1 protein-coding gene is annotated in these 233 nt (G+C 51.9%); it reads left to right on the forward strand.

The features are described from left to right. The coding region (locus HMPREF3055_RS09275; RefSeq protein WP_246824941.1) for a DUF6318 family protein at positions 1–233 on the forward strand (233 nt) is incomplete at both ends.

Here is a 233-nt window from a genome sequence, read left to right on the forward strand (position 1 = left end):
CCTGACGGAGAGTACCGCAAAGCCGACGAGTACGGTCCTGCGCAGAACGTCCAGGAACCCCGCAAGGAACCCGCACAGTACCCTGAGACTGAACAAGGCCTCTACCGCATGATGAAGGACTGGGTAGTTGCGCACAACTACGCAATCCAGACCGGTGACTGCTCCTACGCATTCAAATATGTAACAGAAGATGCAGAAGAATATGAGTTCTACCTGTATATTCAGGGTCTTTA

This window comes from Rothia sp. HMSC061C12 (assembly GCF_001815755.1).
In the GTDB taxonomy this organism is placed as follows: domain Bacteria; phylum Actinomycetota; class Actinomycetes; order Actinomycetales; family Micrococcaceae; genus Rothia; species Rothia mucilaginosa.